The 25,606-nt window shown below is 70.1% G+C and carries 28 protein-coding genes; 15 read left to right on the top strand and 13 right to left on the bottom strand.

The window, feature by feature from the left end; all coding sequences use genetic code 11:
- Positions 1-95: 95 nt before the first annotated feature.
- The gene (serS, locus tag NWFMUON74_RS00480; protein WP_187686065.1) at positions 96-1,358 is read right to left on the bottom strand and encodes a serine--tRNA ligase; all 1,263 of its coding nucleotides are present in this window, start codon (positions 1,356-1,358) and stop codon (positions 96-98) included.
- 100 nt (positions 1,359-1,458) lie between these two features.
- Here serS and NWFMUON74_RS00475 point away from each other — a divergent pair, with 100 nt between their 5' ends.
- The 5 genes from NWFMUON74_RS00475 (at position 1,459) to NWFMUON74_RS00455 (ending at position 5,572) form a co-directional block, all read left to right on the top strand.
- Positions 1,459-2,601, top strand: coding sequence for a septum formation family protein (locus tag NWFMUON74_RS00475; protein ID WP_187686064.1), 1,143 nt, complete (start codon positions 1,459-1,461; stop codon positions 2,599-2,601).
- A gap of 27 nt (positions 2,602-2,628) precedes the next feature.
- On the top strand, positions 2,629-2,982 hold the full coding sequence (locus tag NWFMUON74_RS00470) for a metallopeptidase family protein (RefSeq protein WP_187686063.1): 354 nt from the start codon (positions 2,629-2,631) through the stop codon (positions 2,980-2,982).
- A 167-nt stretch (positions 2,983-3,149) separates the two neighbouring features.
- On the top strand, positions 3,150-3,473 hold the full coding sequence (locus NWFMUON74_RS00465) for a PE domain-containing protein (RefSeq protein WP_187686062.1): 324 nt from the start codon (positions 3,150-3,152) through the stop codon (positions 3,471-3,473).
- A 57-nt stretch (positions 3,474-3,530) separates the two neighbouring features.
- A complete protein-coding gene (locus NWFMUON74_RS00460; protein ID WP_187686061.1) occupies positions 3,531-4,736 on the top strand; it encodes a PPE domain-containing protein in 1,206 nt (401 codons plus the stop codon).
- Positions 4,733-5,572: an ESX secretion-associated protein EspG gene (locus NWFMUON74_RS00455; RefSeq protein ID WP_187686060.1), complete on the top strand. Its 840-nt coding sequence runs from the start codon at positions 4,733-4,735 to the stop codon at positions 5,570-5,572. The genes NWFMUON74_RS00460 and NWFMUON74_RS00455 overlap by 4 nt, the downstream gene beginning before the upstream one ends.
- A 14-nt stretch (positions 5,573-5,586) precedes the next feature.
- Here the strand turns inward: NWFMUON74_RS00455 and NWFMUON74_RS00450 are convergent, their stop codons facing one another.
- From NWFMUON74_RS00450 to NWFMUON74_RS00440, 3 genes are read right to left on the bottom strand one after another with little or no spacing between them, the layout of a single operon-like run.
- The gene (locus NWFMUON74_RS00450) at positions 5,587-6,318 is read right to left on the bottom strand and encodes a histidine phosphatase family protein (RefSeq protein WP_187686059.1); all 732 of its coding nucleotides are present in this window, start codon (positions 6,316-6,318) and stop codon (positions 5,587-5,589) included.
- Entirely contained in the window at positions 6,315-7,235 is a 921-nt protein-coding gene (gene pheA / locus NWFMUON74_RS00445; protein WP_187688818.1) for a prephenate dehydratase, read from the bottom strand. The genes NWFMUON74_RS00450 and pheA overlap by 4 nt, the downstream gene beginning before the upstream one ends.
- 49 nt (positions 7,236-7,284) lie before the next feature.
- Positions 7,285-7,704: a hypothetical protein gene (locus NWFMUON74_RS00440; RefSeq protein ID WP_187686058.1), complete on the bottom strand. Its 420-nt coding sequence runs from the start codon at positions 7,702-7,704 to the stop codon at positions 7,285-7,287.
- A 101-nt stretch (positions 7,705-7,805) separates the two neighbouring features.
- On the opposite strand from NWFMUON74_RS00440, the gene NWFMUON74_RS00435 reads away from it, so the two are divergent.
- The 5 genes from NWFMUON74_RS00435 to NWFMUON74_RS00415 all read left to right on the top strand — a co-directional run bounded on the left by NWFMUON74_RS00435 (position 7,806) and on the right by NWFMUON74_RS00415 (position 11,993).
- Complete coding sequence (locus NWFMUON74_RS00435; protein ID WP_187686057.1) at positions 7,806-8,567, top strand: DUF2470 domain-containing protein; 762 nt, start codon at positions 7,806-7,808, stop codon at positions 8,565-8,567.
- A 30-nt stretch (positions 8,568-8,597) separates the two neighbouring features.
- Positions 8,598-9,392 carry a CPBP family intramembrane glutamic endopeptidase gene (locus NWFMUON74_RS00430; protein ID WP_187686056.1) on the top strand — a complete coding sequence of 265 codons (795 nt, stop codon included), beginning with the start codon at positions 8,598-8,600 and terminating at the stop codon, positions 9,390-9,392.
- 78 nt (positions 9,393-9,470) lie between these two features.
- Entirely contained in the window at positions 9,471-10,787 is a 1,317-nt protein-coding gene (locus tag NWFMUON74_RS00425) for an LCP family protein (RefSeq protein ID WP_187686055.1), read from the top strand.
- Between the two features lie 10 nt (positions 10,788-10,797).
- The gene (locus NWFMUON74_RS00420; RefSeq protein WP_187686054.1) at positions 10,798-11,358 is read left to right on the top strand and encodes a ferritin; all 561 of its coding nucleotides are present in this window, start codon (positions 10,798-10,800) and stop codon (positions 11,356-11,358) included.
- Between the two features lie 86 nt (positions 11,359-11,444).
- A complete protein-coding gene (locus NWFMUON74_RS00415) occupies positions 11,445-11,993 on the top strand; it encodes a ferritin (RefSeq protein ID WP_187686053.1) in 549 nt (182 codons plus the stop codon).
- A gap of 76 nt (positions 11,994-12,069) precedes the next feature.
- Here NWFMUON74_RS00415 and NWFMUON74_RS00410 read toward each other — a convergent pair whose 3' ends face one another.
- The 4 genes from NWFMUON74_RS00410 to NWFMUON74_RS00395 all read right to left on the bottom strand — a co-directional run bounded on the left by NWFMUON74_RS00410 (position 12,070) and on the right by NWFMUON74_RS00395 (position 15,219).
- The gene (locus NWFMUON74_RS00410) at positions 12,070-12,993 is read right to left on the bottom strand and encodes a DUF5926 family protein (protein ID WP_187686052.1); all 924 of its coding nucleotides are present in this window, start codon (positions 12,991-12,993) and stop codon (positions 12,070-12,072) included.
- 66 nt (positions 12,994-13,059) lie between these two features.
- Positions 13,060-13,821, bottom strand: a complete 762-nt coding sequence (locus NWFMUON74_RS00405) for a glycerophosphodiester phosphodiesterase (protein WP_187686051.1) — start codon at positions 13,819-13,821, stop codon at positions 13,060-13,062.
- Positions 13,818-14,846, bottom strand: a complete 1,029-nt coding sequence (locus NWFMUON74_RS00400; RefSeq protein WP_187686050.1) for a DUF4328 domain-containing protein — start codon at positions 14,844-14,846, stop codon at positions 13,818-13,820. Before NWFMUON74_RS00400 ends, NWFMUON74_RS00405 begins: the two co-directional genes overlap by 4 nt.
- Before the next feature lie 28 nt (positions 14,847-14,874).
- Positions 14,875-15,219, bottom strand: coding sequence for a rhodanese-like domain-containing protein (locus tag NWFMUON74_RS00395; protein ID WP_187686049.1), 345 nt, complete (start codon positions 15,217-15,219; stop codon positions 14,875-14,877).
- A 424-nt stretch (positions 15,220-15,643) separates the two neighbouring features.
- Here NWFMUON74_RS00395 and NWFMUON74_RS00390 point away from each other — a divergent pair, with 424 nt between their 5' ends.
- From NWFMUON74_RS00390 to NWFMUON74_RS00375, 4 genes are all read left to right on the top strand, one after another.
- On the top strand, positions 15,644-16,255 hold the full coding sequence (locus NWFMUON74_RS00390) for a hypothetical protein (protein ID WP_187686048.1): 612 nt from the start codon (positions 15,644-15,646) through the stop codon (positions 16,253-16,255).
- Between the two features lie 155 nt (positions 16,256-16,410).
- The gene (locus tag NWFMUON74_RS00385) at positions 16,411-17,034 is read left to right on the top strand and encodes a superoxide dismutase (protein WP_187686047.1); all 624 of its coding nucleotides are present in this window, start codon (positions 16,411-16,413) and stop codon (positions 17,032-17,034) included.
- 172 nt (positions 17,035-17,206) lie between these two features.
- Positions 17,207-17,734, top strand: coding sequence for a peptidase (locus tag NWFMUON74_RS00380; RefSeq protein WP_187686046.1), 528 nt, complete (start codon positions 17,207-17,209; stop codon positions 17,732-17,734).
- 354 nt (positions 17,735-18,088) lie between these two features.
- Entirely contained in the window at positions 18,089-18,808 is a 720-nt protein-coding gene (locus NWFMUON74_RS00375; protein ID WP_187686045.1) for a TMEM165/GDT1 family protein, read from the top strand.
- 13 nt (positions 18,809-18,821) lie between these two features.
- On the opposite strand, the gene NWFMUON74_RS00370 is transcribed toward NWFMUON74_RS00375, so the two are convergent.
- Entirely contained in the window at positions 18,822-19,493 is a 672-nt protein-coding gene (locus tag NWFMUON74_RS00370; RefSeq protein ID WP_187686044.1) for a TetR/AcrR family transcriptional regulator, read from the bottom strand.
- Between the two features lie 142 nt (positions 19,494-19,635).
- Between NWFMUON74_RS00370 and NWFMUON74_RS00365 the strand changes: the two genes are divergently transcribed.
- Positions 19,636-20,403: an SDR family NAD(P)-dependent oxidoreductase gene (locus tag NWFMUON74_RS00365; protein WP_187686043.1), complete on the top strand. Its 768-nt coding sequence runs from the start codon at positions 19,636-19,638 to the stop codon at positions 20,401-20,403.
- Between the two features lie 19 nt (positions 20,404-20,422).
- Here NWFMUON74_RS00365 and NWFMUON74_RS00360 read toward each other — a convergent pair whose 3' ends face one another.
- The 4 genes from NWFMUON74_RS00360 to NWFMUON74_RS00345 all read right to left on the bottom strand — a co-directional run bounded on the left by NWFMUON74_RS00360 (position 20,423) and on the right by NWFMUON74_RS00345 (position 25,529).
- A complete protein-coding gene (locus tag NWFMUON74_RS00360) occupies positions 20,423-21,088 on the bottom strand; it encodes a DUF1361 domain-containing protein (protein ID WP_187686042.1) in 666 nt (221 codons plus the stop codon).
- A gap of 217 nt (positions 21,089-21,305) precedes the next feature.
- Positions 21,306-21,506 carry a cold-shock protein gene (locus NWFMUON74_RS00355; protein WP_024801330.1) on the bottom strand — a complete coding sequence of 67 codons (201 nt, stop codon included), beginning with the start codon at positions 21,504-21,506 and terminating at the stop codon, positions 21,306-21,308.
- 243 nt (positions 21,507-21,749) lie between these two features.
- Positions 21,750-23,720 (bottom strand): molecular chaperone HtpG, encoded by a 1,971-nt coding sequence (gene htpG / locus NWFMUON74_RS00350; protein WP_187686041.1) that lies wholly within the window; start codon positions 23,718-23,720, stop codon positions 21,750-21,752.
- A gap of 9 nt (positions 23,721-23,729) precedes the next feature.
- Positions 23,730-25,529: a TM0106 family RecB-like putative nuclease gene (locus NWFMUON74_RS00345; protein WP_187686040.1), complete on the bottom strand. Its 1,800-nt coding sequence runs from the start codon at positions 25,527-25,529 to the stop codon at positions 23,730-23,732.
- Positions 25,530-25,606: the final 77 nt, after the last annotated feature.

Raw genomic sequence — 25,606 nt, 5'->3', positions numbered from 1 at the left:
CCGCAGGAATCGACCGGCAAAGTCGCCGATTCACGGGCTCGTTACGCACGTGCCGCCGCACGTGCGCCGAGAACCGCCTCCCCGCGAATTCTCGGTTATCGCAACGGTTCGAGGATTTCGCGGCCGACGAACGGCACCAGCGCCGCCGGCACCCGCACCGATCCGTCGGCTCGCTGATGGTTCTCCAGCAGCGCGACGATCCAGCGGGTGGTCGCCAGGGTCCCGTTCAGGGTGGCCGCGATCTGCGGCTTGCCGTTGTCGTCGCGGTAGCGCACCGACAACCGCCGGGCCTGGAAGGTGGTGCAGTTCGACGTGGAGGTCAGCTCGCGATAGGTCCGCTGGCTCGGCACCCAGGCCTCGCAGTCGAATTTGCGCGCCGCCGAACTGCCCAGGTCCCCGGCGGCCACATCGATCACCCGGTAGGGCACCTCGATGGCGGCCAGCATGTCGCGCTCCCAGCCCAGCAGCCGCTGATGCTCGGCGTCGGCGTCCTCCGGCTTGCAGTAGACGAACATCTCGACCTTGTCGAACTGGTGCACCCGGATGATGCCGCGGGTGTCCTTGCCGTAGCTGCCCGCCTCGCGCCGGAAACACGACGACCAGCCCGCGTAGCGCTTGGGCCCCGAGCCGAGATCGAGGATCTCGCCCGAGTGGTAGCCCGCCAGCGGCACCTCCGAGGTGCCGACCAGGTACAGATCGTCCTCCTCGAGGTGATAGATCTCCGCGGCGTGCTGCCCCAGAAAACCGGTGCCCGCCATGATCTCCGGGCGCACCAGCACCGGCGGGATCATCATGGTGAAGCCGTTGGCCACCGCCCGCTGCGCCGCCAGCTGCAACAGGCCCAGCTGCAACAGCGCGCCGTAGCCGGTGAGGAAGTAGAACCGCGAGCCCGAGACCTTGGCGCCGCGCTCCATGTCGAGCACGCCGAGCGCCTCGCCGAGTTCCAGATGGTCCTTGACGTCGAAGTCGAATTCGGTTGGCGTGCCGACCGTCTCGAGCAGGACGTAGTCGTCCTCCCCGCCCGCAGGCGCGCCGTCCTGTACGACGTTGGACAGCGCGCGCTGGGCGGCGTTCAACTCGGCGTCGGCGGTGTGCTCGGCGGCCTCCGCCTCCTTCACCTTGGCGGCCAGTTCCTGCGCGTACGCGAGCAGCGCGGGCCGCTCCTCGGCGGTGGCCTTGCCGACCTTCTTGCCCATCGCCTTGTGCTCGGCGCGCAGGTTGTCGGCGGCCGCGACCGCGGCGCGGCGCGCGGCGTCGGCCTCGAGCAGGGCATCCACCAGCGCCGGATCCTCGCCGCGAGCCCGCTGGGAGGCGCGCACCGCGTCCGGATTTTCGCGCAGGAATCGGAGGTCGATCATGGGTAGCCAGCCTAGAACCTGGTGGGGCGCGCGGCAGCAGGGGACCCGCCCGCGGGAGGGTCGTGGCGAGGCCGAACGGGCGCTGTCATGATGGAGCGCGATGTCCACCGATGACGCGCCCCACGCGCCCGAGCCCGAAGCCGAACCGGCCGCCACCCCCGGTCCCGCCGGCCGGCGCCGGGCGCCGAAGCGACGCTCGCCCGCGCTCGCCGCGGTCGGGCGGATGCATCTGCCCGCGCACAAACTGCGCTGGGGTCTGCTGGCGGTGGCGGTCGGCGCGGTGGTGGCCGCGCTGGTGACGCTGTTCATCTCCGGATTTCGCAGTTCGCACGGGCTCGAGGCGCACAACCCGGCCTCCCCGCAACTCGGCGGGCGGGCCAACTCCGCGTTCGGCAGCGCCCGCCCGGGCGACTGCCTGTCGTGGACCAACGCCAAGACGCTGGATCTGAACAAGGTCAACTGCGGCGACAAGCACCTGTTCGAGGTCACCGCCGACATCGACCTGAGCCGGTACCCCGGCCGCGAATTCGGCCCCGGCTCCCGCTTCCCCGACTCGCTGCGCTTCGCCGAACTGCGCGACGAGCACTGCGCGCCCGCCGCGGCGGCCTACCTGGGCGGGCAGCTCGATCCGCGCGGCCGGTTCGTCGTCGGGATGATCAATCCGGGAGAACCGGGCTGGCGCAACGGCGATCGCACCATCCGCTGCGGCCTGCAGTTGGTCAGCGCCACCGGCAATGCCACCCAGCAGGCCGTCGGCAAGGTCCGCGACACCGACCAGTCCCGCACCTTCGAGCCCGGCACCTGCATCGGCATCAGCCAGAGCCTGCCCACCAACGAACCGGTCGACTGCGCCAAACCGCATGCCTACGAGGTGATGTCGGTGGTGGACCTGGGCGCGCACTTCAGTGGCGGCCCGCCGAACAACGCCGACCAGGACAAGTACATGCAGGACGAGTGCGCCCGCGCCGCCAGCGACTACCTCGGTGGCCAGGACGCGCTGATCAACAAGACCCTCACCATCTTCTGGGACAACCTCGACACCCGCAGCTGGCTGGTCGGCAGCCACAAGCTGAACTGCCTGGTGGGCAAGGGTTCTCAGGACGGCTTCTCGACCATCACCGGAACCGCCCGCGGCGACGTCCTGATCGACGGCCAGGCCCCGGTGCCGCCGCCCAGCGACGGCCGCTCCACCCCGACACCGCTGCCCGGCGCGGCTCCCGCCCCGGTTCCGCATCCCCGGTAGGCGAATTCGCCGTGGGAAAGCACTGATATGCCGGTCTCGATGTCCGACGAGCGGTTCGAGGAACTGGTCGGCGAGGCGCTCGATCTGATCCCGCCCGAGCTGGCCCGCGCCATCGACAACGTCGTGGTGCTGATCGAGCCGCGCAACCCGGAAGACCCTGGGCTGCTCGGTCTTTACCACGGCATCGCCCTCACCGAGCGCGTCGACAGCCAGTACGGCGGCGCGCTGCCCGACACCGTCACCATCTATCGCGAAGCGCTGCTGGAAGTTTGCGACAGCGCGGCGGAAGTGGTGGAGGAGGTGGCGATCACCGTGATCCATGAGATTGCCCACTACTTCGGGATTGACGAAGACCGCCTGCATGAGCTGGGATGGGGCTAGTCTTGACCCGCGAAGCGGGTCAGGCCGAATAAACTTTGGACCAGAGGGAACCGCAGCGCGGGCCGTCGCGTCCAATCAACTCGTAGGGGGAATTCTCGTGGTTCCACCGAAGGGCAGGCGCACGCCGGCCCGACTGTCGTACCGCCGCCACTAGAAGGAGTTCGAGCATGGTTGGCCACGTACTCATCTCACCCGAACTGATGCTCGCAGCCGCGGCAGAACTCGATCTGCTCGCCGAACGCCTGGTCGCGGCGTCCACGCTGAGCGGGCCCGCAACCCATGTGCTGCCCTCCGGCTGTGAAGAGGTCTCCCTGCTCGCCGCCGGGCACTTCAACCACGCCGCGGCGACCCACGACGGCGCGGTCGCCCAAGGGGCGCTGGAACTGCACCACGCCGCACACACGCTGCGCATGCAATGCGCCAGCTTCCTGGCCGACGACACCGTCCAGGCCGCCAGCGTCGCCGCCGTCGGCGCCACGATGCAAGCCTAGCTCCGGATTCCACTACCACCACAGCGATCTCGAGCCATACACAGGGGAGTAACGACCATGGTTGCAGGGATTACCGGGGCTATCTGGGAGCTCCGCCCGGCCGAAATCAATTGCGCGACACTGCACGGCGGCGCGCACGCCATCCCGATCTCCGCCGCCGGTACGGCGTGGGGCGCCCTGTCGGCCGTCTGGGCCGAGGCGGGTGTCACCGTCGCGCGCACCATGGCGGAGCTGGGCGTCGGCATGGAGGGCCTCGGCGGTCTGGCCGCGCTGGGCAAGCTGACGGGCTTCCTCGGCTGGGCCGGGCAGCAGACCGCCATGGCCGCCACGATGGGCGCCAAGGCCGCCGGCAACGCGACGGCCTACGCGGTCGCCGCGCTCGCGATGCCGAGCCCGCCCGAGATCACGGCCACCAACGCCGCCGTGGTCGCCGCGCACACCCCGCCCGGGATCGCGACCGGCAGCTTCGCCGCGGCCGAGGCCGCCCGCGTCGCGATGGACACCCGCGCCGCCCTGGTGATGGAGACCTACGAGGCCGCGACGACGGCGATCGTGACGACGCCGGGCGAGTTCCTGCAGCCGCCGCCGATCGTCCCGGGCGCCGGGTCGGCCGTCGAGGGCGGGCAGGCCGCCCAGGGCGCGACGCTGCAGGCCAACCCGAGCGACCCGCTGCAGGCCACCATCGCCGCGGCGCAGGCCGCCGCGAGCAACCCGGCCGTGGTGAACGCCGCCTCGCAGGCCGCGCAGACGGCGGCGTCCATGGCCGCCAGCGGCGTGAGCACGGCGGGCAACGTCGCCGGCACCGCGATCACCTCGGCCGTGCACGCGAGTTCCGGCGTGCCCAGTTTCGCGACCCCGATGATGTCGTCGATGGGCGCGGTCGGTGTCGCCGGCGGCGCGGCCGCGGCCACGCGCACGGTGTCGTTCACCGGTGGTTCGACCGTCGGCATCGGCAACAACGCCGGCTCGCTCAAGCTGCCCGAGGGGTGGGGTTCGGGCGGTGCCATCGGCGGCGGGTCCACCGGCGGCGCGACGGGCGCGGCAGCCGCCGAGCCGGTGGCTCCGGGTCAGGTGGGCTCGCCCGCGGCGGGTCGCCCGGCGGGGGTCGGCGCCAACCCGCTGCTCGGCCACCAGGCACAGGACGACGAGGAGGAGTCGGCGTCCAAGAGCAACGATTACCTGCGGGGGGACCACTTCGGCCAGGGCGGCCTCATCGCGCCCGGGGTCATCGGTGCCGACTCCCCCGCGGAGAGCGCTAGGTGACGGTGCTCGGGGCTGGGCACGGACCGTCCACCTTGGACGCGGTCGTGCTGTCGTTCCACGAGTTCCGGTTTCTCCAGCAGCAACTGGAACTCGCCGACATCCCGGTCGTACTCGCCGCCAACCGGTACTACGACAACGAGGTCACCTACGCCGACGCCATGGCCGAGGCGGCCCGGTCGCTCGCCGAGCGCGAACTGCTGTTCGGCGAGCAGGTGCTTCCCGAACTCGCGGAACGGATGCGCGCGCTGAACCGGCCGCACTGGGCGCTGGAGATGCGCTGGATCGTCGCCGACAACGTGAACCGGCTGTGCATCGCGAAGGGTGACGACCTGGAGGTCGTCGTCCTCCGCGGGCAGCACACCTACGTCGTCGACGAGGCGGGTCCCGACCTGCCGGGCACCGTCATCGCCGCGCTGGGCCCGGCGGTGCCGCTCGAGCTGTACGGCATGAACGCCCCCACCGAGGAACTCGCCCCGATCCTCGGCGACACCGGCGACAGCGCCGCCACGGCGGAGCGCCTGGCCAAGATCGGCAAGCCCGACCAGGACGCCGCCACGCTGGCGGCGGCCCTGGTGGACATCGAGTCCGCCGCGGAGATCATCGGCGTGATCTACGGCGACGGCACGCGGGATTTCACGCCCAACCACATCTCGGTCTTCAACACCCGGCACGGCCGCTTCATCGCGACCGCCAGCATGTCCGAGGACGACGTGAAGTGGTCGTCGCTGAGTTCGGGCACCCCGGCCCGGCTCCGAATCGCCCTGCAGGACTTGATCAATTCGATGCCGCTGCGCGAGGACTTCCCGCACGGCAACACCTCACCGCTCGGCACCTGAGCCCGGCGGCCCGGTCATCCCATCGGGTCGTCGGCGGTGGGCTCGATCTCGGTTTCGAACGGCGGGGTGTAGCGGCCCCACCGCACGCATTCCCAGCCCGCGAAGGGCGGCTCGTCGCCGTCGGCAGGCCCGTAGTTGGGGACCAATTCGATCGTTTCGGTGTTGCCGAGGTGGTTGTTGGTGGCGAACGGCGGCGCCACGCCGCCGAGCGCCCGGCCGGCCAAACGCATTGCGGCGCCGTGGCTCACGAGCAGGATGTCACCTTCCTCGCGCAGGTCACCGGGCGTCAGATAGGTCAGACGCAGGTGTTCCAGCACGAGCAGGTACCGGTCCAGCACGTCCTGGCCGCTCTCGCCGCCCGGGATCCGCACGTCCAGCTCGCCGTGGTGCCAGCGGTGGTAGATCTGTTGGAAAAGCCGGTGTGCGGCATCGGAATTCGCACCCTCGAGGTCGCCTACCTGCACCTCGTACACGCCGTCGAGCACCTCGGCCGGTACCCCGGTCACCGATTCGATGTGACCGGCGGTCTGGCGCGCGCGCAACGCCGGCGAGCTGAACAGCCGCCGCGGCGCCACCGGCAGGCTCGCGCCGAACGACTTCGCCTGCGCCACACCGCGTTCGGTCAGCGGCAGCCCCGGCAGCCGGGTGTCGAGCACCTTCGCGACATTGCCCTCGGTCTCGCCGTGCCGCACCAGGATCAGCTTGCCGGCTCGGTTCGGTTCGCCGGTGTGCGCCGTGGTCGTCACAGGTCCGCCACCCCCTTTCGCAAGTCCTCCAGCCAGGCCGTCGCCGATTCGTCGGGCGGAGGCGGGGTGCCGCTCGGCGAGCCGGCCGGCCACGAACCCAGATAGCGGATCCGGCCGGCCGTGCGATGCAGCGCCTTGAGCGCCTCGGCGACGGCGGGGTCGTCGATATGACCGACACAGTCGAGGTAGAAGCGGTAGCTGCCCATCGCGGTGCGGGTGGGCCGGGATTCGATGCGGGTCAGATCGACTCCGCGGGTGGCGAATTCGGCGAACACCCGCATCAGCGCACCCGGCTCGTTGACCAGCTCGAGCACCACCAGCGAGGTCCGGTCGGCGCCCGTGCGCGGCGGCGCCGGGCACGGCGGCCGCACCAGGACGAACCTGGTGACCGCCTGGTCGTGGTCGGCCACCCCGGTAGCCAGCGCCGCCAGACCCAGTCGCTCCCCGGCCAGTGTGGTGGATACGGCCGCCTCGGCGTGACCGTGCATCACATCCTCCGCGGCGGCGGCGTTGGAGGCCGAGGTGTACAGCCGTGCGTGCGGCAGGTGCGCGGCCAGCCACATCCGCACCTGCGCGGCGGCCACCGGATACGCGGCGATCGTGCGCACCTCGTCCAAGGCGATGCCGGTACGGGCCACGATCGTGAACGCCACATCGAGTTCGGTCTCGGCCACGATCTGCAGGCGCGGCCCGACGGCCAGTGCGTCCAGCGTCGCCGAGATGGAACCCTCGACGGAGCTCTCGATCGGCACCACCGCGCCCTCGACGGCGCCGGACCGGATCAGTTCCAGTGCGGCGCCCTGGCTGGGCGCGGCGACGCGTTCGACCGGTCCGTCGAACAGGTTCGCGGACTCGAGCTGGGCGAGGGCCATCTCGGTGAATGTTCCCGACGGCCCGAAATACGCGATACGCGGCACGGAGACGACATTACTGGGCGTCGGGGACACGCTCGGATCTTGCGGGAAGTCAGGTGGCCAGGACACCGAGTCCGCGCGCCACCTCGTCGGGCGCGTCCGACTCGACCGCCAGCAGCACCTCGCGCAGGGCCCGTACGGCGGGCGGTTTCAGCCCGCGCAGGAACTCGATGTCGGGCTCGCGCAGCGCCGCCCGGATGTCCTCGCCGCACAGCGCGGCGGCGGTGGCGGCGACGATCGCGAGGGCCCGCTCGGCCGAGGAGGTGCGGGCCACGAACCCGATCTCGGTGTGGGCCGCCCCGACCAGAAAGGCGGCCACCTGCTCGTCGGGAGCGTTGCCGTCGAGTAGCGGCGTCTCCGGCGCCGTGGCGGTGGCGCGGACCAGACCGTCCACCAGGCTCGCTCGCTCGGCACTGAGAACGGTCAACGGCACCAAAACCGGCTCGGCGGCGGAACTCGATTCGTGCGGCACGGTTTCCACCGTAGCGATCGCAACGCTTGCACAACCCCTCGCCGTCACTTAGCTTAGGTTTACCTAAATACGCGCCGGGTTCGGACATCTGGGAGGACAGCATGCCCCGCACGACCACGACCGCCGCACCGTCCACGGCCGAGCGGGTGCGCAGTGCCAGCGCACACGCCGAACAGGCGGTACTCGCCCTGCCCGGCGCCGACCCGATCCCGACGACCGTGCATCACCTGCGGGCCTGCGGCGACGCCGTCATCGCGGTACCCATCGACTCGTCCGCGGTGCCCGCGGCGTGGGGTCCGCTCGGCTCGCCCGCCGTACTGGAGCTGACCGATATGGCCCCGCTGCCGCTGCGCGAACCGGTGCGGTCGCTGGTGTGGCTGCGCGGCCGGGTGCGCGCGGTCCCGCAGTACGCACAGCGCGCCCTGGCCGGCGAGGTCGCCAAGGACCATCCGCATCCGGCCCTGCTGGATGTCGGGCACACCACCACGCTGCTGCGGGTGGTGGTCGACTCGGCGGTGGTGGCCGACTCCAGCGGTGCGGCCGCGGCCTGCCTGGACGAGCTGCGCGCGGCCCGGCCCGACCCGTTCTGGGAGCTGGAATCGGCTTGGCTGCAACACATGGACGCGGACCACGCCGACGTCGTCGCGCAACTCGCCCGGCACCTGCCCGTCCGCTTGCGCGGCGGCGCGGTGCACCCGCTGGCCATCGACCGGTACGGCGTCACGCTGCGCGTGGAGAGCGCCGAGGGCGACCACGACGTGCGGCTGCCCTTCGAGGCTCCGGTCGACGACGTGCAGGCCCTGAGCCGGGCCGTCCGGATCCTCGCGGGCTGCCCGTTCCTGCACGGCATGCGCCGCATGTAGCCGCGCGGCCGCCCACCTACATTGGCGGGCATGGTGTCCTCCGCTGCTTCCGTACCCGCCGGGCGCGAACCCGTCACCGGCCGCGAACGCACCGCCCTGCGGATCGAGATCGCGGTCGTCCTGGTGGTCACATTCGGGCTCAGCGGCGCGAACGCCGCCCTGTCGCTGCTCGAGAGCGCGCTGGCGCCCGGCGGTGTCGGCGGGCAGACAGTGGCGCTCAATCCGTCGCGGGCCGCGCAGTCGACCATCGATCTGCTGTTCCAGCTGCTCGGCGTGCTGCGCCTGCTGGGCTGGGGTGCACTCGGCCTGTATCTGTTGTGGCGCAGCGGGATCGGCCCGCGGCTGCTGGGGCTGGCGCGAATTCGCTTGCGCGGGGACGTGCTTCCGGGCGCGGTGCTGGCGGCGATCATCGGACTGCCGGGGCTGGGCCTGTATCTGATCGCGCACGCGCTGGGGATGAGCGTCACCATCGTGCCGAGTTCACTGGGTGAGCACTGGTGGCGACTGCCCGTCCTGGTGCTGTCGGCCGTGGCGAACTCCGTGGCCGAAGAGGTGCTGGTGGTGGCCTATCTCATCACGCGGCTGCGGGCGCTGGGCTGGACCGAGAATCGGTCGCTGGTGGCGTCGGCGCTGCTGCGCGGCAGCTATCACCTGTATCAAGGTCTCGGCGGCGGCCTCGGAAACCTTGTCATGGGCCTGGTTTTCGGCGGGTACTGGCAGCGCGCGAACCGGTTGTGGCCGTTGGTGATCGCGCACGCCACCATCGACACCGTCGCCTACGTCGGTTACGCCCTGCTGCACGACCAGGTTTCGTGGCTGCCGTGACCGCCCGGCGGACGCCGTGAGAATCGTCATCGACTCGAGATGAACCCGCGGCCGCGCCGGATCAGTAGCATCTCGGTGATGAACGGCGACGACCCCCAGCAGTACGCGCGGTCGCGCCGGGTGCCGCCGCCAGGCCCCGGACGCCCCGGACCGCCCCCGGGAGACCGGCGGCATGCCGGCGGCGAACCGCCGCGGCGACCACCGATCGAACCGACTCAGGTGATGCGCCGCGACGGCCGACCGGACCGGCCACTGGCCTGGTCGCAGGTACCGCCCGGCGGCAACCCGCCGCCTCCGCGCTACCGCCCCGGCGGGCGGCCCGCCGACCTGCCCGCGCACATGCCCACGCAGCGACCGGAGCCGTACCGAGAACCGCCCCCGCCGCCGCCCCCGGCCGCACCGGCGCGCCGCCGGGATCGCCCGCCCCGCGAACCACGGGTGCGCCGCAAGCGGCACTGGGGGCGCTGGCTGCTGGTACTGCTGCTGGTCGTCGTCATCGCCCCGATCGCGGGCATCATCTATCTGGACAACTCGCTGCACCGCATCGATGTGCTCGCCGACTACACCGACCGCGTCGGCGACACCCCCGGCACGAATTGGCTGCTGACCGGTTCGGACAGCCGCCTCGGCCTCACCGCCGACCAGGAGAGCGAGCTGTCCACCGGCAGCACCTCCGACGCGGGCGGCGACCGCAGCGACACGATCATCCTGGTGCACGTGCCGAAATCGGGCGCGGCGACCATCGTCAGCCTGCCGCGCGATTCCTACGTGCCGATCCCCGGCGTCGGCCGGGACAAGTTGAACGCGGCGTTCTCGGCGGGCGGCCCGAAGCTGCTGGCGCAGACCGTCGAAACCATCACCGGCCTGCGCATCGACCATTTCGCGGAGATCGGTTTCGGCGGTTTCGCGGGCATGGTGGACGCGGTGGGCGGTATCGACATGTGCCTGCCCTACGCGATCGACGACCCGCTGGCCGGGATCGACCTGCCCGCCGGATGCCAGCACCTGTCCGGTCCGCAGGCGCTCGGCTTCGTGCGCACCCGCGCCACCCCGCGCGCCGATCTGGACCGCATGCAGAACCAGCAGCTGTTCCTCTCGGCGCTGCTGCACAAGGCGACGAGTACCGGCACCCTGATCAACCCGTTGCGGCTGTGGCCGCTGGCCCAGGGCCTGGCCGACTCGCTGCGGGTCGACAACGGCGATCACATCTGGGATCTGGCCCGGTTGGGCTGGGCGCTGCGCTCCGGCACGGTGTCGACGACCGTCCCGATCGGCGGCTTCGACGACGTCTCCGGCAGCGGCAACGTGCTGCTGTGGGACAAGGAGCGGGCGGGGCGTTTCTTCGACGCCCTGGCCGCGGACAAGCCCGTCCCCGAGGACCTGCTCACCCGGTAACGTCGAGCGCATGCCGAGTGACGGTCACACCCCGGACGACGAACGGCCGTTCCCGGATTTGCTGCACGATCAGATCCGGCACGAATTCACCGCGGCGCAGCAGTATCTGGCCGCCGCGGTCTATCTGGATACGCTGCGGCTGCCCCGGCTGGCGGGTGTCTGCTATCGCCGCGCCGCGGACAAACACGCGCACGCGTTGCGGATGATCCAGTATCTGCTGGACCGTGCTCATCCGGTCCGGGTCGGGGGGTTGGACGAGATCGTGCCGGTCTTCGAATCCGCCCGCGCGGCGATCGAATTCATGCTGCGGCGCGAAGAGTGGCTCACCGAGCGGGTGAATGTGCTGACCCGTACCGCATGGGAAACCGGCGATTACGTGGGCGAGCAATTCATCCGGTGGTTCCTGCGGGATCAGCTGGACGAGGTCGCCCGGATCACCACGCTGCTCGCGGTGTGTGATCGCGCACAGGGCAACATGTTCGATGTCGAGGAGTTCGTCGTGCGCGAGCTGCGAATTTCCGCGAAACCGGATCCGGCGGCACCCAAAATGGCGGGTACGAGCGGTAATTGATTAGGCAATACTTGCCTCATTTAGGTCGTGCTCAATAAGGGTGTACTTGGATGACAAGCGCGATGACCAGCATTAATGTCGGACTCATGTCCACTCACCCCGAACCCCCTCGCAGCAAGTTCCACAACTTGCTCCACGATCAGATTCGGCACGAATTCAATGCCGAGCACCAGTACATCGCTATCGCGGTGTGGTTCGACAATGCCGACCTTCCCGTATTGGCGAAGTACTTCTACAAGCAGGCCGTCGAGGAACGCAATCACGCCCTGATGATCGCGCAGTACTTCCTCGATCGGGACATGAGCATAGAACTGTCCGGTGTCGACGGCGCGAAGTCGAAATTCGAGAACGTGCGCGAGCCGATCGAACTGGCGCTGCAGCAGGAGAAGACGGTCACCGAGCAGGTCGTGCAGCTGGCCGGCACCGCCCGCGAAGAGGGCGACTACCTGGGCGAGCAGTTCATGCAGTGGTTCCTCAAGGAGCAGGTCGAGGAGGTGGCGCGGATGACGACGCTGCTCACCGTCACCGACCGCGCCGGTTCCAACCTGTTCGATCTGGAGAATTTCGTCGCCCGGGAGATGAGTAGCCCGAGCGACGCGTCGGGCGCCCCGCACGTGGCGGGCGGTTCCGTCTGACCCGAGGCACCGGGTGAGCGACGCTCGGCCCCGCGAACCGTTGCGGGGCCGGGCTTTTCGCTGTTGTGGCGCCGCGCTAGCGCAGGGTGACCTGCCGCGAGCGCAGCCCGTCGCGGGAGCGCCGCTCGTCCGAGGTCAGCGGGGCGTCGGAGGCCAGCGCCTGTGCGAGGCGCGCCCCGAACTCGGTGGCCGGGGCGACCCATTCGTTCGCGTGCCGCTCGGGATCCAGATCGAACACCGGGACCAGCAGTCCGTGGGTGCGGAACGAGCCCGCGAAGCGCGAGCCCTCGCCCAGCTGCAGGCCACCGGCCGCGTGCACCCGGGCCAGCGCCAGCATGAGCGCGTCCTCGTCCTCGGGGCGGACCCAGCGCAGATGCGCCTTCTCGCCGGCGTCGACCCACCAGGCCGCACCGATCGCGTCGGCGCCCAATTCCAGCCGGTCCGACGGCATGATCGCCTGATTCGCCTGCTCGATGGTGGCCGCGACCTGCGGGTCGGGGGTCACGCCCGCGGGCACCCACCAGTCGAAGTTCTGGTGCACGGTCAGGTCCAGGCTCGCACCCGGATCCAGCACCTCGGTCAGCGGCGCGGCCGAGCCCTCGGATTCGGCGGCGGCGGGCAGCGACGCGCCGGGCTCGGCGGTCTGCGTCCACAGCACCGCGGCGGCCAGGTCGGCGGCCGGGTCGTCGGACTGGAACTGCACCTGGGCGGCGACGAAACCGGTCGGCTCGTCACCAGCGCGCACCAGCGCGGCGACCGCGCCGGGCAGCACGGTCGCGAGCGTCACGGGCCGCTGCGCGGCTACCTCCGCCGACAGCTTCAGCGTCGCGGTCGCCGACGGCACGAACTCCCGTAGCGCGACGAGATCGCATTCGGCCGCGAGGCCGGCGAACGGACGCGCCGGGATCTGCGCCGCCTGCTCCTGCGCCGCGCGGCGTTCGGCCAGACGCTGGGCCCGGTTACCGCCGGGCTTGGGACTGTTGCGCTTGCTCTTACCCACGAACGGTGAACCTACCGTGTCGGAGCGCGTCCACCGGCAGGGGCACGCCCGTCCGGGCGCGGCCGCTCACACCGTGGCGAGCACGGCCTTGGTGCGGCCCGGGTGATTGGTGGCGATCCAGCTGACGCCGAGTTCGGCGCACAGCTTGACGTCGGCCGGGTCGTCGACGGTCCAGCAATAGGTGGCGCGCCCGGCGGCGGCGGCCTTGTCGACCAGTTCGGGATGGTCGCGCAGGGTCCGCACCGAGGGCCCGACCGCGGTGGCGCCCACCGTGGTCGCGGCGCTGCCGCCGAGGTACCGCGACGACTCGCCCAGCAGCACGGTCGGCAGCAGCGGCGCCGAGCGCCGGATCCGCCACACGGCGGTGGCGGCGAACGACATCACCACGGCGCGGGAATGATCCGCGGAGGCGGGTGTCGCGATGCCGAAGCGCTGCAGTTCGGCCAGCACCTTCGCCTCCACCAGCGCGCCGTAGCGGACCGGGTGCTTGGTCTCGATGAACAGCTTGGTCGGGCGGCTGCGCCAGTCCAGCACCAGCGTGATCAGCTCACCGAGGGTGAGCACGCCGGCCTCGCCGTCGCCGAAGTCCAGCTCGCGTAGTTCGTCCAGGCTCATCTCGCTGACCAGCCCGGTGCCCGAGGAGGTGCGGTCCACCGTGCGGTCGTGCACGCAGACCAGATGCCCGTCGCGGGTCAGCCGGACATCGCATTCCACACCGTCGGCACCCTCTTGCAGCGCGAGTTCATAGGCCGCCAGGGTGTGCTCGGGACGCGTACCCGAGGCACCGCGATGCGCCACCACGAAGGGCGCGCGACTGTCTCGGCTCACTTGGCCATGACCTCCTCGTGCTCATTGTCTCCGACCACCGGATCCGGCGCGCGCTCAACGGATTCCACGGCCGGGTGCACCGGCTCGATGACCGGCGCCGCCGGGCCCACCGACGCCACCCAGCGCTTCGGCAGCCGGACGCGACCGCGCAGGTCCTGACCCTCGAGCAGGCGGACCAGCCACAGCGTGAGCACGGCGACCACCGCGGCCGCCACATCGGTCCACGCGGTGAACGCCACACCGTCGGCTCGGGCCTGCAGCGAATCCGCGGTGCGCCAGAGCAGGGCGCCCGCCACCAGCAGGCCGTTCAGCACCCATCCGCACCACCAGATCCGGACCGCGCGCACGAGCCGGGGGTCGTCGCCGCGCAGCTGGGCCAGTTCGGTCAGGAACACGCCTGGGAAGATCAGGTTGACCACGGGAATCAGGCTGCCGCCCCACAGGATTCGCGGCGAGCGCGGGTCGCGCCGCCCCACCCCGGCGTAGGCGGACCGGCGTGCACCCGCCAGCCATCCGATCAACCCGATCGCGGTGGCCAGGGCGAACAACAGGGCGAGGCAGGCGGTCAGGTAGACGGCGAGGTCGGACAGCAGCAGCGCCACCGGATCTATCAGCCGGGTGCGGTTGTGCAGCAGGATCAGGTAGCGGACGAACTCGGCGATCGCGGCGAGGCCGAACAGGACGGCCGTGGCGATCAGCAGGCGGTCGCGGCGCTCGGTGAAGGCGGCGAGCCTCCCGCCGGGAGCCGGGGCCGGACGCGGCGGCTCGTCGCGCAGGCCCCAGCGCGGCATCTCGCGGTAGCGCGGGGTCGCCGGGGTGGACGACGCGGGCCGGGTCACCCGGCCGTCGCGGGGATGACGACCCGGCGGCCGCGCCACCCAGCGGTAGTTGCGGCGTTCGGCGGGCGCGTCGACCGGGGCCGGGGACAGCAGCACGCCGCGACAGCGCGGGCACCAGTGATTCGGCCTGCCCTGCACGGCCCACCGCGCGCCGCAGCGGGCACAGGGCTGCACGACGGTACTCACCGGGCGCGTCCCCCTCTCCTCGGACACATCAGTAGATCTTCGCCTCGCCGCCGCTCTCGGTCGCCAGCGGGCGGCCGGACCGCTGCCAGGCCACCATGCCGCCGACCACGTGGAACGCGTCGAACCCGACGTGGGTCAGATACTGCACCACCTGGATGGACCGGCCGCCCTGCCGGCATACGACGTAGATCTCGGAGCCGTAGTCCAGCTCGTCGACCCGGGCGGGCACGTCTGCCATCGGGATGTGCACGGCGCCGGGCGCATGCCCGAGCTGCCACTCGTCGTCCTCGCGGACGTCGAGCAGGATGGCCGCGCTGCCGGGCTCGGCGGGTACCTCATCGACCGGCACCGACGGGACTTCGGGGCTCGTCACGGTCTCGATCCTGCCACGGCGGCCCGACACACGTGGAGTTCCACCGCCCTTCCCACCGGCGGCCGTACCGAACGCGCGGTCTGTTCCGGTCCGGTGTAGCGGTCCGCGCTCCCAGTTATCCACATAATCCACAACCTGATCCACAGGTAGCGGGAGGCCCGCCGGACGAGGGCCGGAAACCCGCCCGATACGAACACGCGGGTGACCGTTCCGAGACTCCCCTCCTCATCCCGGAGCGGTCACCCGCCGCCGAGGCGGGACCACGCCGCAGGTCGAGCACGTATTCGAGATCCGCGGCGGGATACCGACAACTACTTGGACGGAACGTCCGGCCGTCCGGTTCCCTCGGATCCGAAAAAACGACAACACCGGCGAGAAAACCGAAATCCCGGGCTGCGAGCGGGCCGGTCGGTAGCCTTGGACCATGGACGCGAGCAGGGGGTTACTCGACGAATTGGACGCGACCGGACTGAACACCGCCCTCGCCGAGGCCACCTGCCTCGGTGCCGCGGTCGATGTCGCGGCCGCCCGGTTGCGACTCGACCTGGAGGTGCTGACCCTGCCACTGGACGGGCAACCCGCCGCCGACCGCCGGGTGTTCCTGACCCTGACCGGCGTCAGCCGGGTCGCCGCGTCCCTGCGCAAACAGGAGTGGGACGATCTGGAGCCCAAGATCTTCCCGCTCACCCTGGACACCCTCGGCGAGGCCATCGCCGGTTTCGGCGGGGGCGCGCTGCACGGCTGGGATTTCATCGACGTCGACGACAGCGGTTGGTCGTTGTGGCGCGAGCTGCTCAGCTTCGACACCACCATCAGCGACCGCCCGGCCGCGCACGTCCTGGAATTCTCCCAGCAGGAGGGCATCGATCCGCGCGAACTCGACGTGCGGGTGTGGTTCGAGGGCCTCGCGGTCGAGACCGCCGACGGCCGTCCGCTGACCGCCGCCGATTTCGTCGCCGGGGGGCAGCGCTGGTGGAAAGCGCACGACGCCTGCGACCCCCGCACCATGTCGCCGAACGTCGCACCGCCGATGTAGCGACGCCGCCACCCGCACGGCGCGATCGGGAAACGGCGCAATTGGAATCCGGGGGCATGGAACCCGGTTGCAACCGAGCGGGTGTACGAATGATGGTTGGGTGCGCTCGAGACCAAACGAGCGCACACGGCCCGACATCATGAGGAAGGGACATCGTGGCTGAGTACACGCTGCCAGATCTGGATTACGACTACGGCGCCCTGGAGCCGCACATCTCCGGGCAGATCAACGAGCTGCACCACTCCAAGCACCACGCGACCTACGTCGCCGGTGTGAATACCGCGCTCGAGAAGCTGGAAGCCGCCCGCGAGGCCGACGATCACGGCGCGATCTTCCTGCACGAGAAGAACCTGGCCTTCCACCTGGGTGGGCACGTCAATCACTCGATCTGGTGGAAGAACCTCTCCCCCAACGGCGGCGACAAGCCGGTCGGGGAGCTGGCCGCCGCCATCGACGACCAGTTCGGCTCGTTCGACAAGTTCCGCGCGCAGTTCACCGCCGCCGCCAACGGCCTGCAGGGCTCGGGCTGGGCGGTGCTGGGTTACGACACCCTCGGCCAGAAGCTGCTGACGTTCCAGCTGTACGACCAGCAGGCCAACGTGCCGCTGGGCATCATCCCGCTGCTGCAGGTCGACATGTGGGAGCACGCCTTCTACCTGCAGTACAAGAACGTCAAGGCCGACTACGTCAAGGCCTTCTGGAACGTGGTCAACTGGGCCGACGTGCAGGAGCGCTTCGCCAAGGCCGTCGCGCAGGGCAAGGGCCTCGTCTTCGGCTGACCCCGCGCGAGAAGTGGGCCCGTGAACCATCCGGTTGGCGGGCCCGCTTTGTGTTTCAGCGCTGTTACCAGGCATTTGGCACTCTCTGGTACTTGTGTGCCAGACATTGTTTGCGTCATTCTCGGGTACTCGTCGAGCAAGGAACAGGCTCGGTGAGCACCGGGAGGCAACCATGCGCAGCAACGATCAGGTACTGGTGACGCCCTTCCAGGCGCAGGGCCTGCTACGGGGTTTTCTCATCGGCGGCCGCTGGCCCGACACCACCAAGGAGTGGGCGCAGTTGCTCGTGCTCGCCGTGCGCGTCGCCAGTCTGCCGGGCCTGCTGTCCACCTCCACGGTCTTCGGCGCGCGCGAGGACCTGCCCGACGACCCGGACCCGGGCACAGTGGGCCTGGTGCTGGCCGAGGGCCCGGTACTGGGTGAGGAGGCCGTCGAGCCCGGCCGCTTCGCCGAGCACGCGCCGCCCGCGCTGATCATGCTGCACCCGCCGTCGGAAACCAGGCCGTCGCTGCCGGAGTGCGCGGCGGCGGCTTCGGGGTGTGTGCTGCTGCCCGGCGTCCCGCATCTGGGACTGGAACACCGCGCCGCGTGGGTCGAGACCGAACTCGACGGCACGGTCACCACCATGGTGAGCCGAGTCGGCGTCGACCCGATCAGCGACCCCGACACCGCGGTGCTGGCCATGCTGCTCGCCGCCTGAATCGGGTCGGCTGCCGGGGCTCGGACGGGTCTCCTGCCGCCCGGGAACGGGTACCCGAAAACTTCGGCGTGGATCCCCAAACTTATTGCGCGCATTGCGATTTCGACGAAATGGTGTTGGCGCGCACCGGCAACTCGGGGTAGGCTTCCAGACAGCGAAGGGGAGTAGCCCCGAATCACGTGCTCGACATACTGACCCGCGGCGGATACGTCGGGGTCCGGGTACGTGAACCGGCTCGACGCCGGTGGGCGAGACCTTCGGCCGACGACAAGACCAACCGAGCATTCGGATGCGTTGTCGGCTGAGGGCGCGCTCCGTCTTCGGCCGGCAGGCCGGAGACCTGGGAGCCGTTTCATGATCGCCACGATATTGCTGAGCTTCGGTGTGCTGTTCGTCGCCGAACTCGGTGACAAGTCGCAGCTGATGGCGCTGACCTTCGCCCTGCGCTACCGCTGGTGGATCGTACTGTCGGGCATCGCCGTCGCGAGCGTCGCGGTGAATCTGATCGCCGCCGGTGTCGGGCATTTCCTCGGCGCCGCGCTGCCCACCGACCTGATCGCGGTCTGCACCGGTGTCATCCTGCTGGCCGTCGGGCTGTGGACGCTGCGTGAGGCCCGCGCCGAGGACGACGATTCCGAGGTGGCGGCCGAGGCCGCGACGCAACCGCCGGGCCGGGCCTTCTTCGTAGTGATCTCCGCCTTCCTGCTCGCCGAACTCGGCGACCGGACCATGTTCGCCACCGTCGCGCTGTCGTCCAACCACAGCTGGCTCGCGGTATGGACCGGATCGGTGCTCGGCATGGTCGCCGCCGGGGCGCTCGCCATCGCGATCGGCATCACCGTCGGCAAGCACCTGCCCGAACGGTTGATCGCCATCGGTTCGGGCCTGCTGTTCCTCTACATCGGCACCGCCACCCTGCTGTCCGCGCTGGCACCGAGCCTGGGCCGCGCCCCCGAACTCGCCCTCGCCGCAATCGCTCCCGCTCTGGCCGCCGTCGTCCTGTGGGTACTCCGCCGCACACCCGAACCCACCGACGAGAACCCCGCCCCGAACCACCTGGACACCCACCGCTGAGCGCCCTGGTCTGTCAGCCGCGGGAGAAGACCGGCTGTTCGGCCGGGGCCGCGCCGAACAGGTCACCGCTGCGGCGCACCAGTTCCAGCATCGGCTCGCGCAGCGCGTGCAGCCCGGCCGTGTCGTCGGCGGCGACGCGGGTGGTCACCATCGAGCTCAGCGCGGCGACCAGCGCCTGGCACGCGAAACGCTGCGGTTCGGTCCGGGCCCCGAGCGTCTCGGCCAGCATCTCTACGAACGACTCCTGCAGCAGTGCCCGGCGAGCCAGGGCCTTCGGCCCCACGGCGTACACCTCGACGAGGTACAGCCGCGCGTACGCGGGCTCGCTCGCCAGGCCGTCCAGATACGCGGTCAGCAGCGCGCGCATCCGGACCTCCAGCCCCGAGTCCGAATCCGCCAGCGCCCGAGCCGCTTCCGTGATGCGGTCCAGCAGCAGGCGGACCGCCCGCTCGTACGCCGCCTCGAAACAGTCCTCCTTGGAACGGAACTGCTCGTAGAAGGTCTCGCGGGACACCCCGGCCCGTTTGATGATCGCGGCCACCGACGTTCCCACATAACCGTTCTCGGCCATCGCGTCGGCCATCGCGGTCAGGATGCGGTCGCGCTGCGCCGCGACCACCGTCGCTCGGGGCAGGCCGTGACGGCCGCGGGGCAGCTGGCGAACGGTGCTGACCGGCTCTGGCATACGACGACGGTAGCACCGGAGAACACCCCTGTTCACAAACGGCTCGGCGGCGGCCCCCGGCCGAATCGCCCTGAACGCCGGTTATGGTGCTTGTTGACGGAAGGCCAGCGAGGGCCGTCACAAACGAGAGGACCAAAACACCGTGGAGATTTCGGGATCCGCCGCAATCATCACCGGAGCTGCGTCCGGCCTGGGCGCCGCGACCGCCGCGCGCTTCGCCGGTCTGGGGGCCACCGTATTCGGTCTGGACCTGCAGCAGTCCATCGAGCGCGCCGGCGACAGCGTGCCGCCCGGCGTCACCCTGATTCCGACCGATGTCACCAGCAACGACGAGGTGGCCGCCGCCGTCGCCACGGTGGTCGAGTCCGGCGTACCGCCGCGCATCGTGGTGAACTGCGCCGGCGTCGGCTGGGCCGGCCGGATCCTGTCCAAGAACGGCCCGCACGACCTGGAGCTGTTCCGCACGGTCATCACCGTGAACCTGCTGGGCACCTTCAATGTGATGCGGCTGGCCGCCGACGCCATCGCCAAGACCGAGCCGGTCGACGAGTACGGCCAGCGCGGCGTCGTCATCAACACGGCGTCGGTGGCGGCGTTCGAGGGCCAGGTCGGCCAGATCGCCTATTCGGCGTCCAAGGGCGGCGTGGCCGGCATGACCATTCCGGCCGCCCGCGACCTGGCGCAGTTCGGCATCCGGGTGGACACCATCGCCCCCGGCATCATCGACACTCCGATGCTGGCCGGGGTCACCGAGGAGTACCGCAAGGGTCTGGAGGCGGGCGTGCCCTTCCCGTCGCGGCTGGGCCGCCCCGACGAGTACGCGCAGCTGGCGCAGTACATCGTCGAGCACGACTACCTCAACGGCGAGGTCTTCCGCATGGACGGCGCCCTGCGCATGGCGCCGCGCTGACGCGAGCCGCGCCCGGCTTTCAGGAAGCGTCGGAGGCCGGGCGCAAGCGGACCAGCACCCGACGGGTGCTGTCGACGGTGGCCTCGGCGACGGCCTTGGTCACGAAGTGGCCGACGGCGTTGACCAGGAACAGCACCACGATCGCGGCCGGGGCCCAGGACCAGCTGAGGGCGAGCAGGATGCGGTCGAAGGTGGTGTGCGGCTGCACCACCGGCTCCCAGCTGTTGAGCCGGGCCCACCGGCCGAGGAACACGCCGACCGCGCAGGACAGGTGCAGGCCCAGCGTGACGGGCAGTCGATAACGGCCGAGCCCGCTGCCGTCGAGGAACCGGCCGGCCTCGGCCAGGGCCAGGTAGTAGGCCAGGAATCCGGACACGATGAACACCGTGTACAGCGGCAGCACGGTCGTCACCACCGGCCCGTCGCCGACCGCGTGGATGTCGTAGCGCAGGTGCACCAGATCGGTCACCACGTACGGCGCGTTGGGCAGGAACAGCACGAACAGCGCCAGCCCCGCCCACCAGAACGGCGACCGCGCCGCCGTCCCGGCCCCGCGCCCGGTGCGAAACACCAACAGCGCCAAGGCCACCGGAATCCACGCCAGCACGGAGTTCCAGGCCATCCAGAAGAAATCTCGACGAGCCACGTGCACCAGGCTCGCCCCCACCGAATCGAGCATGTCCATACCTCCATGATGAGGTACACCCGGCGGTGCCCGACCGGACCGAGCGGCCAATTCAGGACTCACGCCGCTCGACAACACCAGGCCCACACCGGTTCGCAGCACAAGCCCACACCGGTTCGCAGCACAAGGCCACACCGGTCGGCATCGAAAGCCCACACCCGGTCGATAGCACAAAGCCCACACCGTTTTTCGGTGTGGGCTTTGATGTGGTCTGCGCTTACAGGGCGCGGACGCCGGAGGCCTGGGGGCCCTTCTTGCCCTGGGTGATCTCGAAGCTCACCTGCTGGCCCTCATCGAGGCCGCGGTAGCCGCTGCCCTCGATCTCCGAGTAGTGGACGAACACGTCCGGGCCACCCTCGTGCGCGATGAAGCCGTAGCCCTTCTCCGCGTTGAACCACTTCACGGTTCCCTGAACCATTTTCTTCTCCTGAAAGGGTTGTTGCCGACGCCGCGGCTGCGGCGACCGGGTCGCATCCAGACGGCGACTTGCAACTTGCCTGGCAAGGAGAAGCGACGCCCGCACAATGCTCCGCGCGAGCATGATGAACACGAACACACAAACGATGCGACCATCTACAGTAACGCATCGGCACCGGAAAGGTTCCCCGACGCCGGGGCGGCCATGACCAGGATCACAGCCGCCCCGAGCGGATCGGTCGGGTCACAGCGAGCGGGTCAGCCGCTCGGCCAGCACCTGGGCGAAGTGCGCCGGATCCTTCAACTCGCCGCCCTCCGCGAGAACCGCGGTGCCGTACAGCAATTCGGCGGTCTGGGCGAGATCGGCGGCCTTGTCGGAGTCCGACCCGTGTTCGCCGTACGCGTCGCGCAGGCCCGTGACCAGCGGATGACCCGGATTGAGTTCCAGGATGCGCTTGGTTTCCGGCAGCGCCTGGCCCGAGGCCCGGTACATGCGCTCCAACTGCGGGGTGAAGTCGAAGACGTCACCCACGACGCACGCCGGTGAGGTGGTCAGCCGGCTCGACAGCCGCACCTCCTTGACGCTGTCGCGCAGCGTCTCCCGCATCCACTTCAGCATGTCGCCGAAGTCCTTCTCCTGCTGTTCGCGCAGCTGCTCGGAGGCCTTCTTCTCCTCCTCGGACTCCAGATCCACCTCACCCTTGGCGATGGACTGGAACTTCTTGCCGTCGAACTCCGGCACCGAGCCGACCCACATCTCGTCGACCGGATCGGTGAGCACCAGCACCTCGAGGCCCTTGGCCTTGAATGCCTCCATATGCGGTGAGTTCTCGATCTGCTGCCGCGACTCGCCGGTCATGTAGTAGATCGAGTCCTGGCCGTCCTGCATCCGTTCCACGTACTCGGCGAGCGTGGTCGGCTGCTCGTCGGAGTGGGTGGAGGCGAACGACGAGACCTGCAGAATGGTCTCGCGGTTGTCGAAGTCCGACAGCAGACCCTCCTTGAGGACGCGGCCGAACTCCTTCCAGAAGGTCTCGTACTTGGACTTGTCCTCGGTTTCCTCGGACGCGGCGCCTTGCATCTCCTTGATCGTCGAGAGCACCTTGCGCACCAGTCGCTTGCGGATCATCTGGATCTGCCGGTCCTGCTGCAGGATCTCGCGCGAGACGTTCAGCGACAGATCCTGCGCGTCCACCACGCCCTTGACGAAGCGCAGATACTCCGGCATCAGCTCTTCGCAGTTGTCCATGATGAACACCCGGCGCACATACAGCTGTACGCCGCGCTGGTGGTCGCGCTGGAACAGGTCGAACGGCGCGTGCGACGGAATGAACAGCAGCGCTTGATATTCGAAGGTGCCCTCGGCCTTGAGCGGGATGATCTCCAGCGGATCGTCCCAGGCGTGCGAGACGTGCTTGTAGAACTCCTTGTACTCCTCCTCGGACACCTCGCTCTTGGGCCGCGTCCACAGCGCCTTCTGCGAGTTGAGCGTCTGCTCCTCGAGGATCGTCTTCTCCTGCTTGTCCTCGCCCTCACCCTCGGTGACGGTCCGCTCCACCTGCATGCGGATCGGCCAGGCGATGAAATCGGAGTACTTCTTGACGATGTCGCGGAGCTTCCACTCCTGGGTGTAGTCGAAGAGGTGGTCCTCCTCGTCGGCGGGCTTGAGGTGCAGCGACACCGCGGTGCCCTGCGGCGCCTCGTCCAGGGTTTCGATGGTGTAGGTGGAGCTGCCGGCCGCCGACTCCCACCGGGTGGCGGTCGTCTCGCCGGCGCGACGGGTGGTCAGGGTGACCTTGTCGGCCACCATGAAGGTCGAGTAGAAGCCGATGCCGAACTGGCCGATCAACTCCTCGGCCTCGGCCTGCGACTTCTTGGCCTCCAGCAGCTGCCGGCGCACCTCGGCGGTGCCCGATTTGGCCAGAGTGCCGATCAGATCCACCACCTCGGCGCGCGACATGCCGATGCCGTTGTCGCGGACCGTGAGGATCCGGTTCTCCCGATCGACCTCCAGCTCGACGTGCAGGTCCGAGGTGTCGACCTCGAGATCCTTGTCCCGGAACGACTCCAAGCGCAGCTTGTCCAGCGCGTCGGAGGCGTTCGAGATCAGTTCGCGGAGGAAAGTGTCCTTGTTCGAGTAGACCGAGTGGATCATCAGTTCCAGGAGCTGATGAGTCTCGGCCTGAAACTCCAGCTGTTCGACGTGCTCAGTCACGACCAGATATTACGACGGCCGCGCGGTCGACGGCACGGGGCTCGGCCCTCGGAAGTCGATCATCGCCGGGACCTCGGTCTCCGCGCCCGGCGCGCCGGGGCGGCGCGGCGACATCCACTCGCGCAGCGCGAGGGTCGCGCGCACATCGTCCTCGTTGTATTCGAGCAGGCGGGTGCGCTGGGTGACGTCGGGCTCGCCGTCGTAACCCACGGCGAGCCGGTACCAGCTCATCGACGCCTCGCCGCCGGCCTCCGGGTCGCGCCAGGAGAAACCGGCGACGGGGGCGATCTTCTTGAGGCCCTTGCCGTTCGGGCAGATGAACTGCTCGGAGACGGCCTGGAACATGTCGACCCACTGCGGGCCGTCGACGAAATCGCGCACCTGGTGCTCGGTCGGCACGCCCGGCATGCCCGCGAACCGGCGGGCCGACTCGTAGAGCCACTTGTCCTCGGCCGTGCGCGAATAGCAGTATGCCGCAAAGGTTTTCCCCGCGACCGCGGCCTGCGCGCGCACGCCCATCAGCCAGCTCCAGAACTCGGCGAACGAGCGGGCCTCGTCGGGGGTCGGCAGCGGATCCCAGGTGACGAACGGGCGGTACACGCCGTCGAGCAGCGTGCCCCACAGGTAGGCGCCGTACTCCTGGAAGCTCTCCAGATCGACGTCTACCTCCACGTCGGCGCGCTGCACCCGCACGTGTTCGAAGCGGCGGACCAGCGGGGCGCCGGAGATCCAGGCGCGGGCGGTGACCACCGTCTCGGTGAAGGGCTCGTGCTGCCAGTCGTCGGGGTCGTCGCCGGTCCAGCCCGCCAGATCCTCGATGGTCTGCACGCCGTGGCGGCGCAGCAGTTCGGCGCGCGAACCGGGCGCGACCAGGCTGACATCACGATGCTCGGTCAGCCAGCGCTCACAGCTGGGGATCTCCGGGGCGGCGGAACGGTTCCACCACGGGCAGCGGCGGCACTCGGGCACCTTGGACGGGATGGTGGGCAGCTCGCCGCGCACCACCCCGATGCGGTCGGCGTAGCGGCGGTCGTACTCGTCGAGCAGCGGGCCCAGCTCGTGCACCAGGATGCGGTCGAAGTGGTAGCCGATCGCGCCGCCGACCAGGGCCGGACTGGCCAGGCCGTGGCGCTGCAGCATGCGGTAGAGGTGGGCCAGCCGCTGCTGGTCGCGCGGCTGGGTGCGGACCCGGACGTGCCGGTCCGGCTGGGGGTCCCAGCGGTACAGGTCCGAGGTCAGCGGGTGGTGGTCGGCCGGGTCGGGCTGGCGCGGGTCGGTGACCTTGTGGTTGACCACGATCACCGGGATGTAGCCACCGCGGGCGCTGTCGCGCAGCAGGATCTCCGAGCCGCCGCGCCGACCGGTCTCGGGCTCCTGCGGCAGCAGCGCGCCCCAGATGCGCGGCGCGCGCTCGGCACAGGCGCGCAGCGTGGCCGCGGCGCGCTCGGCGGCCGGGAGCGTGGGATCGATGACCACCCACCCCGCGGGATCGGCCGCCACCAGGGTGTCGCGCACGTGCGCGCGATGCGCCACCGCGGCCTCGCGCCGCTGCTTGACCCCCGCGTCCTCGGCCACGCCCGACAGCACCTCGGGATGGGTGGCCTCCAGCAGCAACCGGTGCCGGCACCCGATCAGCGCCCGCGCGTCGACGTAGGCCACCCGCTGTCTCTCGGCACCGCTTGTGGCGGAACGTGTTTCCCGCTCCACGCCCGGCGCGACCGCCCGCGCACCGGGCACCGCGGCCCCCCGCCGCTCGGCGCTCCCGCCGTCGTCCTCGCGACCGTTCCGATCGCCGCTGCCCGAATACACGTATGCAGTATGGTCCAGACCCCCGACACCCTCGCGAACCGCACCGCACGCCGCGGTCTCCGACCGGCGATCGGCGC

This window comes from Nocardia wallacei (assembly GCF_014466955.1).
GTDB lineage: Bacteria > Actinomycetota > Actinomycetes > Mycobacteriales > Mycobacteriaceae > Nocardia > Nocardia wallacei.
This window is presented reverse-complemented; position numbering and strand designations above follow the sequence as displayed.

What these genes read in the sequence shown, in the direction of transcription:
- NWFMUON74_RS00430 (WP_187686056.1), top strand. Translation starts at nt 8,598, where the DNA reads ATGGTGTCCTCCGCTGCTTCCGTACCCGCCGGGCGCGAACCCGTCACC.
- NWFMUON74_RS00420 (WP_187686054.1), top strand. Translation starts at nt 10,798, where the DNA reads ATGCCGAGTGACGGTCACACCCCGGACGACGAACGGCCGTTCCCGGAT.
- NWFMUON74_RS00425 (WP_187686055.1), top strand. Translation starts at nt 9,471, where the DNA reads ATGAACGGCGACGACCCCCAGCAGTACGCGCGGTCGCGCCGGGTGCCG.
- NWFMUON74_RS00465 (WP_187686062.1), top strand. Translation starts at nt 3,150, where the DNA reads ATGGTTGGCCACGTACTCATCTCACCCGAACTGATGCTCGCAGCCGCG.
- NWFMUON74_RS00375 (WP_187686045.1), top strand. Translation starts at nt 18,089, where the DNA reads ATGATCGCCACGATATTGCTGAGCTTCGGTGTGCTGTTCGTCGCCGAA.
- NWFMUON74_RS00380 (WP_187686046.1), top strand. Translation starts at nt 17,207, where the DNA reads ATGCGCAGCAACGATCAGGTACTGGTGACGCCCTTCCAGGCGCAGGGC.
- NWFMUON74_RS00360 (WP_187686042.1), bottom strand. Translation starts at nt 21,088, where the DNA reads ATGGACATGCTCGATTCGGTGGGGGCGAGCCTGGTGCACGTGGCTCGT.
- NWFMUON74_RS00475 (WP_187686064.1), top strand. Translation starts at nt 1,459, where the DNA reads ATGTCCACCGATGACGCGCCCCACGCGCCCGAGCCCGAAGCCGAACCG.
- NWFMUON74_RS00470 (WP_187686063.1), top strand. Translation starts at nt 2,629, where the DNA reads ATGCCGGTCTCGATGTCCGACGAGCGGTTCGAGGAACTGGTCGGCGAG.
- NWFMUON74_RS00415 (WP_187686053.1), top strand. Translation starts at nt 11,445, where the DNA reads ATGTCCACTCACCCCGAACCCCCTCGCAGCAAGTTCCACAACTTGCTC.
- NWFMUON74_RS00390 (WP_187686048.1), top strand. Translation starts at nt 15,644, where the DNA reads ATGGACGCGAGCAGGGGGTTACTCGACGAATTGGACGCGACCGGACTG.
- NWFMUON74_RS00460 (WP_187686061.1), top strand. Translation starts at nt 3,531, where the DNA reads ATGGTTGCAGGGATTACCGGGGCTATCTGGGAGCTCCGCCCGGCCGAA.
- serS (WP_187686065.1), bottom strand. Translation starts at nt 1,358, where the DNA reads ATGATCGACCTCCGATTCCTGCGCGAAAATCCGGACGCGGTGCGCGCC.
- NWFMUON74_RS00435 (WP_187686057.1), top strand. Translation starts at nt 7,806, where the DNA reads ATGCCCCGCACGACCACGACCGCCGCACCGTCCACGGCCGAGCGGGTG.
- NWFMUON74_RS00355 (WP_024801330.1), bottom strand. Translation starts at nt 21,506, where the DNA reads ATGGTTCAGGGAACCGTGAAGTGGTTCAACGCGGAGAAGGGCTACGGC.
- NWFMUON74_RS00370 (WP_187686044.1), bottom strand. Translation starts at nt 19,493, where the DNA reads ATGCCAGAGCCGGTCAGCACCGTTCGCCAGCTGCCCCGCGGCCGTCAC.